This window comes from Streptomyces sp. NPDC046900 (assembly GCF_040644975.1).
GTDB lineage: Bacteria > Actinomycetota > Actinomycetes > Streptomycetales > Streptomycetaceae > Streptomyces.
Genome location: NZ_JBEYXD010000075.1, coordinates 25,400 through 39,542 on the forward strand (window position 1 = coordinate 25,400; position 14,143 = coordinate 39,542).

Genomic DNA, 14,143 nt, shown 5'->3' on the forward strand with positions numbered 1-14,143 from the left:
CATGCTCTACGACGCCTTGGTGGCAGCATCCCGTAGGAACGACGCGCTCGACGACGTGAGGACCGCCGCGCTCGACCGCGCCCGCTGGCTCGTCGACCTCCTCGAACGTCAGCGGACGGAGACCCGGTCGGGCGCCACCATGTGGCGGGGGCCTGAGGAGTACGAGCGGTACGAGGCGATGCGCGCGGCGACCCGGGCCGAGATCGGCGGGCGGCTGACGGATTGCGCGGACGAGGAGGGCAGGGCCGCGGTCCTGAGCCTCCTGCTGGCCGCCTGCTTCGACGACACCGGCTTGTGGCAGTACGACGCCGAGGTGAAGCCCCTGATCGCGCGCGTGCACGGCTGGACGCCCGACGAGGTCGCGGTGATGCTGCTGCGCGTCACCGAGTACGACATGGGCTACTGGTTCGCCGATTCACTGGCGGTGGTGCTGGGCGCCGCCGAGCGGCTCGGTGCCGACGGCCTCCGCGCGGTCGCGCCGCAGCTGCGATACGTCCACGCGGAGCTGATGGACACGGAGGTCGAGGCACGCAGGCGCGCATCGCTCGCCAAGCGCCTCCGCGCCCTGCTCGCCGGTGTGGACGAGGCGCACATCCCCGAGGGGCTGATCCCCGCGTACGCCCCCTGGGCCGCCGCCCTGCGCGAGCGTGCGAACACATCGCCGACGCCGGAACTGGCCCACTTCGTCCGGCACCTGACGAGTCTGTCGGGGCCGCGTCCGGCCCAGCGGTGGCGGCGGACCTGCATCGAGCTCGCCGACGCGGCGACCGTGCGCGAGCTCATGGCCTCCGTCCTGCGGGAACTGGCCGAGGGCGATCCGCACTGCAGCAGAAGACACGGTTCGGGCATCAGCTGGATCCAGGGCGACGCGTACCACCACCACTACGTCGTTCACCAGAACGACGGTGACCTGGCACGCGGAGCCGTCTGGGCGGCCGCGCTGGCCGAGGGCCCGGCCGCCGTGCCGCACCTCGCCGCGCTCGCCCTGCGCACCGGCGGCCCCGGGACCGGCGTGATGGAGGACCTCAAGCTCGCGGGTGCGGCGATCAACGCGCTGGCCGAGATCGGTGATCCAGCCGCCCTGGAGGCCCTGTGGCGTCTGCAGTCCCAGGTCAGACACCGGGGACTGCGCAAGCAGCTGGACACCGCGCTGGTGACGGCCGCAGGGAAACAGGGCATCACGGCGGGGCAGCTCATCGAGCGCAGCGTGCCCGCCCACGGCCTGGCACCGGACGCCTCGCTCGAACGCGACCTGGGCGGATACCGGGCGCGGGTGGCGATCGAGGACGCGGCGACGGTGCGGCTCACCTTCACCGGCCCCGACGGACGGACGTCCCGTACTGCCCCGGCGGCGGTGAAGGACGGCTTCGCGGACGAGCTCAAGGAGCTCAAAGCGCTGGCCAAGGAGGTGCGCGGCACCTTGTCGGGCGAGCGGGCCCGTATCGAGGCGCTGATGTCGGCCGGGCGCAGCTGGCCGTACGACGAATGGCGCCGGTACTACCGCGACCATCCGCTCACCGGCGTCCTCGTCCGTGGCCTGATCTGGGAGTTCCAGGGCGCGGACGGTCTGTGGCACGCGGTGGCGCCGATGAGCGAACCGCCCGGCGAGCCCGAGCGCGTCCGGCTGTGGCATCCGATCCGGGCGTCGGCGGACGAGATCAGGGAGTGGCGGGCGCGGATCGTCGCCGAGCGGCTGCGGCAGCCGTTCAAACAGGCCTTCAGGGAGATCTACCTGCTCACACCGGCGGAGGAGGAGACCGGCGTCTACTCCAACCGGTTCGCGGCCCATGTCGTCCACTACCGGCGGCTCTACGCGCTGTTCAAGGAACGCGGATGGCAGGCCAACTTCCTCGGCCGGTACGACGGAGGTTACGAGGGAAAGGCACGGGCCGAGTTCAGCGACGGCGAGTGGCGCGCGTGCTTCTACCACGAGCCCGCAACGGAGGACTACGGCGACTATGCGCCCGACCACGCCGCGACGGACCAGGTCCGCTTCGAGCGGCGGGACGGCCGGCGCTGGCAGGAGATACCGCTCGTCGAGGTACCGCCGTTGGTGTTCAGTGAGGCGATGCGGGATGTGGATCTCTTTGTCGGGGTGACTTCGATCGCGGCGGATCCGGACTGGAGCGATCGGGGTGAGGATCGTTATGCCGCGTATTGGCGGACGGCGACGTTCGGTGAGTTGACGGCGAGTGCGGAGGCGCGGCGTGACGCCCTGGAGCGGATTCTGCCGCGTCTGAGGATCGCGGACCGGTGCTCGCTGGACGGCCGGTATCTGGTGGTCCAGGGTGACCTGGGCAGCTACCGGATCCATCTGGGCTCGTCCAACATCTTGATGGAGCCGGACGACGCCTACCTGTGTATCGTCCCGTCGCGCCGTTCGTCCGGTGACGGGAAGGTGTTCCTGCCGTTCGAGGACGAGCGGCTCTCGCTGATTCTGAGCAAGGCGTTCCTGCTCGCAGCCGACACGAAGATCACCGACGAGACCATCCTCCGCCAGATCAAGCGAGGTGCCTGATGGACCTCGCCGCCCGGCTGCTGCGCGCGCTGACCGACCCCGCCTTCCGGCTCGAGACCTGGCGCCCGGATCTGTCGCAGATCTCCGACGAGGAACTCGGCGGGCTTCTCCCGGCGGCATACGGTGTGGGACGTTCGGCAACGCCCGAGATGACGTCGGTCCGCTTCGCGGTCGAGGACGCCGGCAGGGGACGGCAGCCGCGCTACACACCCGACGCATGCCGCCGGATGTTCGAGGCGCTCGTCGCGGGCACGGAGGCTCGCAACTGGGCGGACCTCACGCTGGGAGTGGGCGCGCTGGTGCGCTGCACGGGCCCGTGGCCCGATCTCTCCGAACACTCGCACACGCTGGCCGAGTTCCTCCTTGAGCAGGACGACGTGCGCCAGCCCTACGCACTTCTCGTCGTGGCGGGGCTGGGGGGCAGCAGGACGCTGCGCGCGGCCGTGGAGCGCCTCGGCCGGAACGAAGGACCCATCGCTGTGGAAGAAATCGACGTCATCAACAGCCTGGCCCCTATCGAACGGGCGCTGCTGTCCGAGACCGCCCGGGACTACTCGTTCGGCTCTCCACCCCTCCTCCCGGACGCGTGGCGGAGACTGGCGGACAGCCCTGGCTATGCCGAGTTCGCCCGTCGCGCCCTGGAAACGGCGGCCGACCGGGCCGACGCCATCCAGGCAGGCACGATCCCGTACCAGGCGGACCGGGCGTTCACGGCCCGCGAGATCGTCGCGCTCGGGCACGCGGCGCGGGTGGCGCTGTCGCGTGACGAGCCGTGGTTGCCGGAGTTGATCGACCGGCTGCTGCCCGGCATCGCCGTCGCCCCGACGACCGCCAAGACCCTGCCGTCACAGGCGCTGCTGTACGAGATGGTCCGCGCCGGGCAGGACTTCCCGACTCCCGAGCTCGTGACCACGATCCGAACGGTGCGGACGACCGTCCGCCACGCGGGAGTGCCCAAGCAACTCGACAAGATGCTCAAGAAGGTCGAGGCGGCCCTGGCCGAGCGGACCGATGTGGCACTGCGTCTACCGAGGCTCGGATTCGACGACGACGGCGCCCTGCGCAGGGAGGCGGGTGACTACGCGGCCGTCGTCACGGTCACCGAGTCGGCAGGCCTCACCTGGGAGAAGGACGGCCGCCCCTTGCGCAGCGTGCCCGCGCCCGTGCGCCGCGACCACGGCGACCTGGTCAAGGAGCTGCGCGCGCTGGTGAAACGGGTGGACATGCAGCTCGGCACCCTCGCCCGGGCGTTGGAGGGCGGCTTCACCGTCGACGCCGTGCACCCGTACGGATGGTGGCGCGCCGAGCTGGCCGGCCATCCGCTCGGCCGGGCCGTCGTGCGGCGGCTGATCTGGGAGATCGAGGTCACGCCCGGCGCGTGGAAGGCCGTGCTGCCCACGGCCGAGGAACTTCCCGACGCACCCGACGACGCCTCCGTACGGCTCTGGCATCCCATCCGCTCCGACGCCGGCACCGTAAGGGCCTGGCGGGACCTGCTCACCGAACGGCGGATCCGGCAGCCGTTCAAGCAGGCGTTCCGCGAGATCTACCTCCTTACGCCGGCCGAGGAGGAGACCGGCGTCTACTCCAATCGGTTCGCGGCCCATGTCGTCCACTATCGCCGGATGTTCGCGCTGTTCCGGGCCCGGGGGTGGGCGAGCAGCCTGCTCGGCCCCTGGGACGGCGGAGACGAGGACCAGGCCGTGCGGACCCTGGCGGCGGGGGAGTGGCAGGCACGCTTCTTCCACGCCCTGGCGGACTGGGCGGGCGACCACGAGCTGGCCGCCACCGATCAGGTGCGCTTCGCTCGCCGGGTGGAGGGTGCATGGCGGGAGGTCCCGCTCGTCGAGGTACCGCCGTTGGTGTTCAGTGAGGCGATGCGGGATGTGGATCTCTTTGTCGGGGTGACTTCGATCGCGGCGGATCCGGACTGGAGCGATCGGGGTGAGGATCGTTATGCCGCGTATTGGCGGACGGCGACGTTCGGTGAGTTGACGGCGAGTGCGGAGGCGCGGCGTGACGCCTTGGAGCGGATTCTGCCGCGTCTGAGGATCGCGGACCGGTGCTCGCTGGACGGCCGGTATCTGGTGGTCCGGGGTGACCTGGGCAGCTACCGGATCCATCTGGGCTCGTCCAACATCTTGATGGAGCCGGACGACGCCTACCTGTGTATCGTCCCGTCGCGCCGTTCGTCCGGTGACGGGAAGGTGTTCCTGCCGTTCGAGGACGAGCGGCTCTCGCTGATTCTGAGCAAGGCGTTCCTGCTCGCAGCCGACACGAAGATCACCGACGAGACCATCCTCCGCCAGATCAAGCGAGGTGCCTGATGGCCAGCGTGACATTCCGGGACGAGACCGCAACGGGCAAGCCGGTCGCCGAGTTCGAGGTCGCCGGGCTCCCGGAACGGATGACCGTACGGGAGCTGATCAGGCTCCGGGTCCGCGAGGAGGTCGCCCGGTACAACGCCCGCCCGAGTGACCGCTTCCACGGTCTCGTCCGTCCCGACGACGCCGAGACGGAGCTGAACGGCTACCGGCTCCGCGAGCCTCGCCGCATCGACTGGGAGCACCAGGCAGAGATCGCCGAGCGCGCCTTCCTGTCCAACGGCTTCTTCGTGCTGGCCGGGGACCGCCAGGTCGAGGACCTCGACGACGTCGTGGATCTCACCGTCGATCCCGGCCTGGTCTTCATCAAGCTCGTCGCCCTCGTCGGAGGCTGAGAGACGGCGCGGCGGGACCACCCGTGCGGCCAGGGTCGCACCTGTGTGCGACGTGTCGTGGCTGAGAAAAACGCTTGGACTCCATGGGGGCCGTCGCGGGACAATTCGACCTCTGACCTGCCCGTACTGGCACGTCGGCGTCACCGTGAGCTGCGCGGGACGCCGTCGGCGTGCCCCGCCTGTCGGAGGACGGCCCGAACGCGGGCGCTCCCTCGAACCGAAGCTCCACACGCCATGGACGCAACGGCATCTTCCCGCAGAAGCACGTGGCGACTGCCACACGACACCACAGGGCTGAGATGGGTACGCCTGAATCGCGCGAGGTTCCGCCGCGCAGGGGCTCGGTGCTCCTCGCACTCCGTTACTACGCACGGGAGTTAGCCCGCTTACGGCGCCTCACGGTGCCCGCGATGCTGCTGCCGGCGCTGGGCAACATCGGTATCAACTACATCGCGCCGCTGGTCGTCGCGAAGCTCGTCGGCCGCATCGCCGACGGCGCGGGTACCACCATCGGCTCGACGCTGCCCTACGTCCTCGGCTTCGCCTGCGCCCTGCTGCTCGCGGAGGTCCTGTGGCGTATCGGTCTGCACTGCCTGAACCGCCTCGACGCGCGCGGCATCGAGCACCTGTATGTGATCGGCCTGGACGAGCTGTTCGCCAAGGACGCCGCGTTCTTCCACGACAACTTCGCGGGATCGCTGACCAAGCGGGTCCTCAGCTTCGCCTCCCGCTTCGAGGAGTTCGTCGACACGCTGACCTTCCAGGTGGCGGGCAGCTTCGTGCCGCTGCTGTTCGGGTCGGTGGTGCTGTGGCGCTACGAACCGCTGCTCGTCGTGGGGCTCTTGGCGATGATCGCACTGACGGCACTGTGCGTGGTGCCTCTCATCCGCCGCCGCCAGAAGCTCGTCGACCAGCGCGAGGAGGCGATCGCCCGGGTGTCGGGACACGTGGCCGACGTCCTGATGAACATGGACACGGTCCGGGCGTTCGCCGCCGAGGACCGCGAGGCGGCCGAGCACCGGTCCCGCGTCGCGGCTTCACGTCGGCTCACGCTGAGGTCGTGGGACTACGGCAACCTGCGCATCGACACCCTGGTCGCGCCGATGTCCGTGCTGACCAACGCGCTGGGCCTGCTGCTCGCGGTCGCGCTCGGCGGCGGGCACGGTGTGGAGGCGGTCGTGGTGGCCTTCACGTACTACAGCAACGCGACGCGCATCATGTTCGAGTTCAACCAGATCTACCGGCGTCTGGAGAGCTCGATGACGGAGGCGGCGCAGTTCACCGAACTGCTGCTGAAGCCGCCGACCGTGCTGGACCCGGCGTCGCCGGAGCCGCTGCTGCCCGGGGACGCCGACGTCCGCTTCGAGCAGGTCACCTTCGCCCACACGGCCGGGAAGCCGCTCTTCGACGGGCTTGAGCTGGCTGTGCCGAGCGGGACGAAGATCGGTCTCGTCGGCCGGTCCGGCGGGGGCAAGACCACCCTCACGCGGCTGCTGCTGCGGATGACGGACATCGACGCCGGCCGGATCCTGATCGGGGGTCAGGACATCAGCAGGCTGCGTCAGGCCGACCTGCGCAGCCTGATCGCCTATGTGCCGCAGGATCCGGCGATGTTCCACCGCACGCTGCGGGACAACATCGCGTTCGCCCGGCCGGAGGCCACCGACGCCGAGATCCGCCGTGCGGCCGAGGCGGCGCACGTCGCGGAGTTCGCCGACGCGTTGCCGCACGGCTTCGACACCATGGTGGGCGAGCGCGGTCTCAAGTTGTCCGGCGGACAGCGGCAGCGGGTCGCTCTTGCCAGAGCCATCCTCCGTGACGCGCCGATCCTGCTGCTCGACGAGGCGACCAGCGCCCTGGACTCCGAGAGCGAGATCCTGGTCCAGGAGGCGCTGTGGCGGCTCATGCAGGGGCGGACGGCGCTCGTGGTGGCGCACCGGCTGAGCACGGTCGCCACCATGGACCAGCTCGTCGTCCTCGACCGCGGGCGGATCGTCGAGCAGGGCACGCACCAGGAGCTGCTCGCGTCGGAGGGTGCCTACGCGAAGCTGTGGCAGCACCAGTCGGGCGGCTTCCTCGACGACAGCCCGGCACGCGCCGAACTGCACTGAACCCGCGCACGGGTGGCGTGGTCCCGCGCCACCCGTGCGCGGGTATCGACGACATCACCACCCGGAAGACGCCCGCCCCGAAAGAGGGACCCGGACCCCTCACCCACCTCGCCCGAGCAGTCGCCGCCCGCCGGCCGAGCCTGTGAACGTGGCCGGCGGCAGCGGCCTTCGCCGTGCCCGGGGTCAGCCCATGATGTTCACCGCGCGTGCCACGACCAGTACCACCGTCATGATGGAGACGGCCGACTGCATGAGCATCAGCAGCTTGGCCCACCGCGACAGAGGCATCGTGTCGGTGGGACTGAAGGCGGTCGCGTTGGTGTAGGAGACGTACAGGTAGTCGAAGAAGGCCGGTTCCCAGTCCCCGCTGACCAGCTCCTGCGCCTGCATCTGGGGGAAGAGGAAGTCGGGATGGACATGGTGGGCGTGGGCCCGCGCCACGGGTCCGCCGCGGTCGAACTCCCAGTACCACAGGGCGAAGACCACGACGTTGGTGCCCCAGATGCCGGCCGCGACGAGGAGCAGCGGGCCCGCGGCGCTCCGTTCGTGTCCCCCGAGCAGAGAGACGACGAGCAGGGCCAGCGACCAGGCGTTGGCCAGGCTGGCGACCGCCGCGAGGAACAGGGACGCGGCACGGAGCGCGACGGACTCCCGGTTGATCCTGCCCGGGTTGCTGAACAGCAGGACCGCGAGGAAGGCGCCCTCCACGGCGGGCAGCAGCCAGTGAGGGCGGAGCGTGAACCGGCTGGGCTCCGCGAGCTGCGCGGCGATGATGAGCACGATGACCGCGGCGACCTGCCCGCGGTGCTCACCGTCGGTCGGCCGCCGCCATGCGGGGAGCTGTGGCGAGTCAGTCATGGGGGTAAGTGTTTCTCGCCACCAACGCCGGACGAACGCCACCTCCCCCATCGAGCGGGTCCGCGCACCCACCGACCGCCGTACCGGCGGCAGCGCCGCCACGCCGGGCTCCCACCACAGGAGCCCGGCGCGAGCGCTCAGGCCTCGGTCTCGACGCGGTCGGCCGTGCCCCAGAGCGTGTGGAAGCTGCCCTCCCGGTCGACGCGGCGATAGGTGTGCGCGCCGAAGTAGTCGCGCTGACCCTGGGTGAGCGCGGCCGGCAGACGATCGGCGCGCAGGGAGTCGTAGTACGACAGCGCGGCGGAGAACGCGGGCACCGGCACGCCCCGGCGGGCCGCGATGGCGATCACCTCGCGCCACGGCACCTGGGCGTCCGTGATCTCCCCCGCGAAGCCCGCGTCGGACAGCAGGCTGACCAGGCCCGGATCCGTGGCGTAGGCGGCCCGGATCCGGTCGAGGAAGGCCGCCCGGATGATGCACCCACCACGCCAGATCTTCGCGACCGCCCCGAGATCGATCGTCCAGACGAACTCGTCGGCGGCGTCCAGAATCATCTTCCAGCCCTGGTCGTAGGCGATCACCTTCGACGCGTACAGGGCCTGCTCCACCTGCACGGTGAACCGCTCCGCCTCGTACGGGGTCAGGTCCGTGCCGGAAACGCCGGGAAGGCCGCGGTAGGCGGCGCGCAGCGCGGACTGGCCCGAGGCGGCACGGGCGAACGTGGCCTGGGCGATGGCGGTCACCGGGGAGCCGAGCTCCAGTGCGGTCTGCACGGTCCAGCGCCCGGTGCCCTTCTGCCCCGCGGCGTCGGCCACGACGTCCACGAACGGCTCACCGGTCGCGGCGTCCACATGCGACAGCACCTCGGCCGTGATCTCGATCAGATACGAGTCGAGGCGCCCCTTGTTCCACTCGCGGAAGATCCCGGCGATCGCCGCGGGGGAGAACCCGGCCACCTGGCGCAGCAGGTCGTACGCCTCACCGATCAGCTGCATGTCGGCGTACTCGATGCCGTTGTGGACCATCTTCACGAAGTGCCCGGCGCCGTCGGTGCCGATGTGCGTGGTGCAGGGCTCGCCGTCGACCTTCGCGCTGATCTTCTCGAACATCGGGCCGAGCGAGGCGTACGACTCGGCCGAACCGCCGGGCATGATGCTGGGACCGTGCAGCGCGCCCTCCTCGCCGCCGGAGACGCCCGCGCCGACGAAGTGGATACCGCGCTCGCGCAGCGACCGCTCACGGCGGCGGGTGTCGGCGAAGTGCGCGTTGCCGCCGTCGATGATCATGTCGCCTGGCTCCAGGAGCGGGGCGAACTCCTCGATCACGGCGTCCGTCGCGGCGCCCGCCTGCACCATGATCATCAGACGCCGGGGCCGCTCCAGCGCCGCCACGAACTCCTCGGCCGTCCCGGCGGCCACGAACGTGCCCTCGTGCCCGAACTCCTCGACCAGTGCCGTGGTTCTGGCCGGGGTGCGGTTGTGCACGGCGACGGTGTACCCGTGCCGCGCGAAGTTCCGGGCCAGGTTGCGGCCCATCACCGCGAGCCCGGTGACGCCGATCTGCGCGGTCGCCTGCATGCTGTGCTCCTTGGGTCCTGATCCACTGCGCCCGGGTGTCCGCCGGGCGAAGCGGATGCCGCTCGGTGCGTCTCGTACCGCTGTCCCGCTCAGGTACGGACGGCGGGGCGGGAGTTGCTCAGCGCGCGGCCGCGTTCCGTGCCGTTCGCGGGGCCCGGTCCGCCAGGCGCCATGAGCGGCTCAGGCGCCGATGACGTGGAGGGAGACCCACAGCGCCGCCACAGCGCCCAGCAGAGCGATGGGTACGGCGATCGCCCCGAGCCGGGTGAACTCCTTGAGGTCGACCGTGTGCTCGTGCTGGTGGACGATGCGGCGCCACAGCAGGGTGGCCAGGGAGCCGGCATAGGTGAGATTGGGCCCGATGTTCACGCCGAGCAGCACGGCGAGCACCGCGCCGGGGCCCGACGGGACGGCCAGCGGCAGCAGGACCAGGACCGCGGGCAGGTTGTTGATCAAGTTGGCCAGCAGGGCCGCCAGGGCCGCCACGCCCAGCAGCGCCGGCAGACCGGTCCCGTCCGGGAGGACCCGCCCGAGGGCGTCCGCGAGCCCGTTGTCGACCACCGCCCGCACCACGACGCCCAGCGCCAGAACGAACGCCAAGAAGGACGGCGCCGCCGCGCGCACCACCGTGAGCGGGGTGGCGCGGCGCCTGACGAGCGCACGCCCGGCCAGGACCAGCGCCCCGGCCAGCGCCGACCACACGGGGTCGACGCCGAAGGCGGAAGCGATCACGAACCCGGCGAGCGTGCAGGCCACCGTCACCAGCGCGAACAGCGGCAGCCGCGGCGGCTCCGCCTGGTCCTGGGCCGTGGCTCCCGCGTCCAGGTCGCGGCGGAAGAAGCGCCGGAAGACGACGTATTCGGCGGTGACGGCCACCAGCCACGGCAGGGCCATCAGGGCGGCGAAGCGCGTGAAGCTCAGCCCGGCCGCGCCGAAGGCGAGCAGATTGGTGAGATTGGAGACCGGCAGCAGCAGTGAGGCCGTGTTCGACAGATGCGTACAGGCGTAGAGGTGGGGTCTGGGTCGGGCCCCCATCCGGGCCGCCGTCGCGAACACCACGGGCGTCAGCAGTACGACCGTGGCGTCCAGGCTGAGCACGGCGGTGATCACCGAGGCGAGGGCGAACACCGCGGTCAGCAGCCGCCCGGGACGTCCCGCGGCCCAGCGCGCCATCCACGCGCCGCACGCCCGGAAGAGCCCCTCCAGGTCGCAGAAGTGCGCGAGCACCAGGACGGCCGCGAGGAAACCGACCACCGGACCGAGGCGCTCCGCCTCCGCCTGGGCGTGGGCGGGGGTGATGGCACCGGTCGCGATCGCGATCCCGGCCGCGGGAACCGCGACGACCGCCTCCGGCAGCCCGAAGGGACGCACCACCGCGCCGGCCAGTACGGCGGCGAGGAGGACGACGGAGAGGACCTCGGCGAGCGCGGTGTTCAGGGATCGATCCTTCCGGAAGGGGCTCGGCGCAGCCCTTCCATCACATCAGGCCGCTCCGTAATACCTCGAATCGGTGCGTGCCGGACGGGACGCGGGAGCGCGGTCAGGCCCGCCCCTTCAGGTGTTCCCGCGCAGCATCCATCCGTGGTCCACCGGCCCGATGCCGGAGCCCAGCGCGAAGCCCTGGGCGATCGCCTCCGTGACGTAGGCCTTGGCCTGCCGCACCGCCTCCGGCACCGCGAGGCCCTGGGCGAGTCCCACCGCGACCGCCGAGGCGAGCGTGCAGCCCGTGCCGTGGGTGTGGCGGTTGTCATGGCGCGGGGCGCGCAGCCAGTGCTCCTCGTGGCCGTCGGTCAGCAGATCCACCGCCTCACCGGCCAGGTGCCCGCCCTTCACGAGCACCCACCGGGTCCCGTACGACAGCAGGCGCCGGGCTGCCTCGCGCATGCCCGGCTCGTCCTTCACCGTGACGCCGGTCAGCTCGGCCACCTCGTCCAGGTTCGGCGTGGTCACCGTCGCACACGGCAGCAGCCGGGTCCGTACGGCGTCCAGCGCGTCGTCGGCGAGCAGCCGGTCGCCGTGCTTGGAGACGCTCACCGGGTCCACCACGACCGGGGCCGCCTGGTCCGCGAGCAGTTCGGCCACCGTGGTGACCAGCGCGGGCGAGGCGAGCATGCCGGTCTTGACCGCCTGGACGCCGATGTCGTCGACGACGCTGCGGTACTGGGCCCGCACCGCCTCCACGGGAAGCTCCCAGGCGCCCTGCACACCGACGGAATTCTGCGCCGTGACCGCCGTGACCACGCTCATCCCATGGGCGCCGAGCGCCAGCATGGTCTTCAGGTCGGCCTGGATGCCGGCGCCGCCCCCCGAGTCGGACCCGGCGATCGTCAGAACACGCGGCGGCGTCATGCGCGCCCCTCCTCACGGACGCGCAGCGGGGCGTACACGGCGAGAGCCACCAGGAACGCCACGTAGTACGAGATGTCTGCGCCGTGCAACTCGTCGGCGACGGGGCCCACGTACAGGCCGGTGTCCATGAACGGCACCGCCGCGGCGAACGCACCGGCGAAGGCCAGCAGCGACGGCCACATGGACCGCGGCCGGGCCGACTCGGCGACGAGATCGGTGACCGAACCGCGCCGTACCAGCCAGTCGACGACCACGATCGCCACGAATCCCGGGATCCAGTAGCCCACGAACAGCAGCACGTTCTGGAACCGTGCGGTGGTGTCGGCCGCGTGCATCCACAGCACCAGCGGGAAGCCGAGCGCCGCGGCGAGCGCGGCCGCCACGGGACGCGGCACGCGCACACCCACGGTCTGCAGCGCCAGGGAACCGCTGTAGTCGTTCATGGCGTTGCTGCACAGTGCGGCCAGCCCCACGGCCAGCAGCCCGAAGGCCCCCGGTGCGCCCCCGCCCAGCAGCTTGTCCACCCCGGCGGCCGTCTGGTCGGTCAGCGCCGAGGCGCCCCACAGGCCGAGGACCTGCACGGCCAGGAAGGACACCACGAGGCCGAGCAGCGTGCACCAGAACATCCGGGACCGGGAGGTGGTGCTCGGCAGATAGCGGCTGAAGTCGCTGGCGTAGGGGGCCCAGGACAGGGTCAGGCTGAGCGCGATGGTGCTGGTCAGCACGAAGGCGCCCGCCCGGTCGGCACCGTGCGCGCTGCCGCTCGTGGCGAGGTGGACGCCGGCCGGCATGCGCACGGCGATCAGGGCGAAGGCGGCCGCGAGCACAAAGGTCATGACGATCTGGAGCCGGTGGATCGCCTCGTAGCCAAGGACCCCGAGCGCTCCCTGCCCCAGCATCATGACCAGGACGCCGAGCCAGAACGGCCAGCCGCACAGCCGTGCCAGCGCGTCTCCGCCGAACAGTCCGATCAGCGCGTCCCAGGCGACCGACGACAGCCACTGCAGCACCCCGGGCAGGACGACCGCACGCCCGAAGGCCAGCCGGGCCAGGGGGAGCTGGGCGGCGCCGGTGCGGCTGCCCCAGGTGCCGAGGTAGGCGGTGGGCACCGCGCCGAGCACGGTGCCGAGGACGACGGCGGCGAGCGCGGTGGTGAAGTCGAGCCCGAGGGTGATGCCGATGGTCCCGGTGAACACACCGGTCATCGTGAGATTGGGGGCGAACCACACGGTGAACAGCCGCCCCGCGCCGCCGTAGCGGTTGCTCTCGGGGACAGGCTCGATGCCGTGGCCCTCGACCCTGAGGTCGCCGGGAGCGGTGGGCATCCGCCCGTCGAAGACGGCCCGTCGGCCGTCGGCGGGCAGCCCGCCGGAAACATGCGCCAATGGCATGAAAGACATCCCTCCGCCAGTACGAACTGGTTCAGGTTCAACGGGTGTGATCTCAGCCCGCAGATGGGGCACCCCGTGTCCGGTACGGCGGCAAGAGTAACCCGAGCGTCTCTGATCGGCTAAGCGATCCTGGGTTGGATTGAGTTTCCGGGATCGTTTCCCACCGTGGTGGGGAGGCGTGGGCGTGGAGGTGGAATCCCGCGCCGAGTGCTGCCCCTTGTGGCTGGTGGCCGGTGGTGGGTGTGCTGATCGTGTTCACGCCCTGGTGTCGGTGGGCTGCGCGGGGCAGCCGGGTTCGGTCCGTGTGAGCGTGTCCCTCCGGACGCTGGCCGGCACGACCGTGAGGCCGTGCCGGGGAGGGTGCCCTGCGTCGCCTGGGCGCGGGGCGTGGGGAACGACGCCGGGTGGGGCCGGTCTTGGTCCGGTCCTTCCGGCTGGTCTTGGGAGTCGGTGTGAGGACGGCGTTCGCTTCCAGGTTGTCGAGGACCGTCCGGATCGCCATGTGGCCGCTGGTGCGGTCGGTAACGGTCGTGGCCTGGTGGGCCAGGCCGCGGGCTGCGATACGGCGCCAGGCACCGTGGTCGCGGTCGCCCTGCCAACGGCAGTCCTGGTTGGGGCAG

The 14,143-nt window shown here is 71.2% G+C and carries 9 protein-coding genes and 1 riboswitch; of the genes, 4 read left to right on the forward strand and 5 right to left on the reverse strand.

The genetic code is table 11. The features are described from left to right. Position 1 precedes the first annotated feature (1 nt). The 4 genes from ABZ904_RS40020 (at position 2) to ABZ904_RS40035 (ending at position 7,348) form a co-directional block, all read left to right on the forward strand. On the forward strand, positions 2-2,518 hold the full coding sequence (locus tag ABZ904_RS40020; RefSeq protein ID WP_361829029.1) for a DUF4132 domain-containing protein: 2,517 nt from the start codon (positions 2-4) through the stop codon (positions 2,516-2,518). Continuing rightward, positions 2,518-4,845: a DUF4132 domain-containing protein gene (locus ABZ904_RS40025; RefSeq protein WP_361829031.1), complete on the forward strand. Its 2,328-nt coding sequence runs from the start codon at positions 2,518-2,520 to the stop codon at positions 4,843-4,845. The genes ABZ904_RS40020 and ABZ904_RS40025 overlap by 1 nt, the downstream gene beginning before the upstream one ends. Next, on the forward strand, positions 4,845-5,237 hold the full coding sequence (locus ABZ904_RS40030) for a hypothetical protein (protein WP_359397363.1): 393 nt from the start codon (positions 4,845-4,847) through the stop codon (positions 5,235-5,237). Before ABZ904_RS40025 ends, ABZ904_RS40030 begins: the two co-directional genes overlap by 1 nt. A 299-nt stretch (positions 5,238-5,536) precedes the next feature. Further along, on the forward strand, positions 5,537-7,348 hold the full coding sequence (locus ABZ904_RS40035; RefSeq protein ID WP_359397361.1) for an ABC transporter ATP-binding protein: 1,812 nt from the start codon (positions 5,537-5,539) through the stop codon (positions 7,346-7,348). A 183-nt stretch (positions 7,349-7,531) separates the two neighbouring features. On the opposite strand, the gene ABZ904_RS40040 is transcribed toward ABZ904_RS40035, so the two are convergent. From ABZ904_RS40040 to ABZ904_RS40060, 5 genes are all read right to left on the reverse strand, one after another. Next, entirely contained in the window at positions 7,532-8,206 is a 675-nt protein-coding gene (locus ABZ904_RS40040) for a hypothetical protein (protein ID WP_359397359.1), read from the reverse strand. Positions 8,207-8,343: 137 nt separating this feature from the next. After that, the gene (gndA, locus tag ABZ904_RS40045) at positions 8,344-9,783 is read right to left on the reverse strand and encodes an NADP-dependent phosphogluconate dehydrogenase (RefSeq protein ID WP_361829034.1); all 1,440 of its coding nucleotides are present in this window, start codon (positions 9,781-9,783) and stop codon (positions 8,344-8,346) included. 180 nt (positions 9,784-9,963) lie between these two features. After that, a complete protein-coding gene (locus ABZ904_RS40050; RefSeq protein WP_361829040.1) occupies positions 9,964-11,220 on the reverse strand; it encodes an arsenic transporter in 1,257 nt (418 codons plus the stop codon). A 117-nt stretch (positions 11,221-11,337) separates the two neighbouring features. Further along, a complete protein-coding gene (thiD, locus tag ABZ904_RS40055) occupies positions 11,338-12,132 on the reverse strand; it encodes a bifunctional hydroxymethylpyrimidine kinase/phosphomethylpyrimidine kinase (RefSeq protein ID WP_359397355.1) in 795 nt (264 codons plus the stop codon). After that, a complete protein-coding gene (locus tag ABZ904_RS40060; protein WP_359397353.1) occupies positions 12,129-13,523 on the reverse strand; it encodes a cytosine permease in 1,395 nt (464 codons plus the stop codon). The genes thiD and ABZ904_RS40060 overlap by 4 nt, the downstream gene beginning before the upstream one ends. Continuing rightward, positions 13,515-13,609: riboswitch (TPP riboswitch) on the reverse strand. It overlaps the preceding gene by 9 nt. Between the last annotated feature and the right edge of the window lie 534 nt (positions 13,610-14,143).

What these genes read in the sequence shown, in the direction of transcription:
- ABZ904_RS40020 (WP_361829029.1), top strand. Translation starts at nt 2, where the DNA reads ATGCTCTACGACGCCTTGGTGGCAGCATCCCGTAGGAACGACGCGCTC.
- ABZ904_RS40025 (WP_361829031.1), top strand. Translation starts at nt 2,518, where the DNA reads ATGGACCTCGCCGCCCGGCTGCTGCGCGCGCTGACCGACCCCGCCTTC.
- ABZ904_RS40030 (WP_359397363.1), top strand. Translation starts at nt 4,845, where the DNA reads ATGGCCAGCGTGACATTCCGGGACGAGACCGCAACGGGCAAGCCGGTC.
- ABZ904_RS40035 (WP_359397361.1), top strand. Translation starts at nt 5,537, where the DNA reads ATGGGTACGCCTGAATCGCGCGAGGTTCCGCCGCGCAGGGGCTCGGTG.
- ABZ904_RS40040 (WP_359397359.1), bottom strand. Translation starts at nt 8,206, where the DNA reads ATGACTGACTCGCCACAGCTCCCCGCATGGCGGCGGCCGACCGACGGT.
- gndA (WP_361829034.1), bottom strand. Translation starts at nt 9,783, where the DNA reads ATGCAGGCGACCGCGCAGATCGGCGTCACCGGGCTCGCGGTGATGGGC.
- thiD (WP_359397355.1), bottom strand. Translation starts at nt 12,132, where the DNA reads ATGACGCCGCCGCGTGTTCTGACGATCGCCGGGTCCGACTCGGGGGGC.
- ABZ904_RS40060 (WP_359397353.1), bottom strand. Translation starts at nt 13,523, where the DNA reads ATGCCATTGGCGCATGTTTCCGGCGGGCTGCCCGCCGACGGCCGACGG.